Consider the following 1,378-nt stretch of genomic DNA (forward strand, 5'->3'; position numbering starts at 1 on the left):
GCGCGAGGGGGGCGCCCATGAGCAACGCGGGAAGCAGGAATCGAGGGGAGATCTTCATGGGTCGCTCAGGCTTCCGAGGGGGTGGGTGCGCTGCCTGCGAGCCGCTTGAGGCCTGCCAGGGACGTGAGGAGGAGGAAGGCGAGGATGGCCGCCACGGCCAGACCCTCGGTGGACCACAGCGCGCGGGCGCCACTCAGCACGCCCTCGGCGAACAACCGGCCTTCGACGAGGAACGACGCGAAGCCCGTTCCCAACCGGCCGAGCGCCTGGTCGTTCATCACCAGGAAGCCCAGCCCACCGAGCAGCGAGGTGAGGAGGATGGTGAGCCCGGACCACACCTCGCTTCGCTGCGGTACGGGCTCGGCCGCCACTCGGGCCATGACGCTGGCCACCAGGGTGGGCGGCGGAAGGGGGTCCGCCAACCGGTACAGGTCCTGCTCCATCAGCCGGTGTTCTTCGAGGACGGCGGAGCACGCTTCACACTCAGCGGCGTGGTCCAGCGCGGGGCCTTCTCCTTCTTCCAGCTCCGCGAAGAGGACCTCGAGGTCGGGGCAAGGGTGCGCGCTCATCGGGTGGCCTCCTCGGTGGTCATCTTCTTGCGCAGCTTCTCTCGGGCCCTGAAGAGCCGGGCCATGATGGTGCCAGGGGCGCACCCGAGGATCTGCGCGATCTCCTTCGTCGTGCGCTTCTGGACGTAGTAGAGCGCGAGGACTTCACGGTCGTCGACGGAGAGGGTCGCCATGGCGTCCTCGAGCGACTGACGCTCCTCGCGGGCGATGGCGCCTTCCTCCTGCGACGCCTCGCCGCTGGGGAGGAGCTCCTTCATGGGCTCCAGCTCCTCGGTGCGCACCTTGGTGCGGCGCCGGAGCAGGTCCAGGCAGAGGTTGCGGGTGATGGCCAGCACCCACAAGTCGAAGGGCCGCGCGTCGTCGTACCGGTGGAGATTCTGGTACGCGCGCAGGAGCGCCTCCTGGGACACCTCGGCGGCCTCCGCCTCGCTCTGCAGGAGCCGGAGGGCCAGGCCGTAGACCTGGCGCTGGACGCTGCGCACCAGGGACTCGAAGGCGGACGGATCCCCCCGGCGGGCCGCCTGCACATCGGCCTTCCAGGGGAGCGGGACGGCGTCGTCAGCCATCAGCATCCCGATGGCATGGGCGAGCGTCCCGGGGGCGTCGTCGAGGGCAAGAGCGTTCACGTCCTGGTCTACGACGTGCCCGCTCCCCTATTGCGTCCAGACGTTTCATCCCCGTTGCAGACTTACTTCTTCCGTGATTTCGGGAGCTTGGCCGCTGTCTCGGCGCGAGCGACTTCCTTGTTGGCCTTGCGCTGGCGCGCCTTCTCGCGGAATCCAAGCGGGGCGGGGGGCGCTTCCTTGGGG

General features: G+C 69.2%; 2 protein-coding genes. Both read right to left on the reverse strand.

The genetic code is table 11. From position 1 onward, the window contains the following. Positions 1–65: 65 nt before the first annotated feature. Positions 66–569, reverse strand: coding sequence for a hypothetical protein (locus HUW62_RS47245; RefSeq protein ID WP_163867134.1), 504 nt, complete (start codon positions 567–569; stop codon positions 66–68). Then, entirely contained in the window at positions 566–1,135 is a 570-nt protein-coding gene (locus HUW62_RS47250; RefSeq protein WP_176438189.1) for an RNA polymerase sigma factor, read from the reverse strand. Before HUW62_RS47250 ends, HUW62_RS47245 begins: the two co-directional genes overlap by 4 nt. Positions 1,136–1,378: the final 243 nt, after the last annotated feature.

This window comes from Myxococcus sp. AM011, from assembly GCF_013372595.1.
GTDB classification, from domain to species: Bacteria; Myxococcota; Myxococcia; order Myxococcales; family Myxococcaceae; genus Myxococcus; species Myxococcus eversor.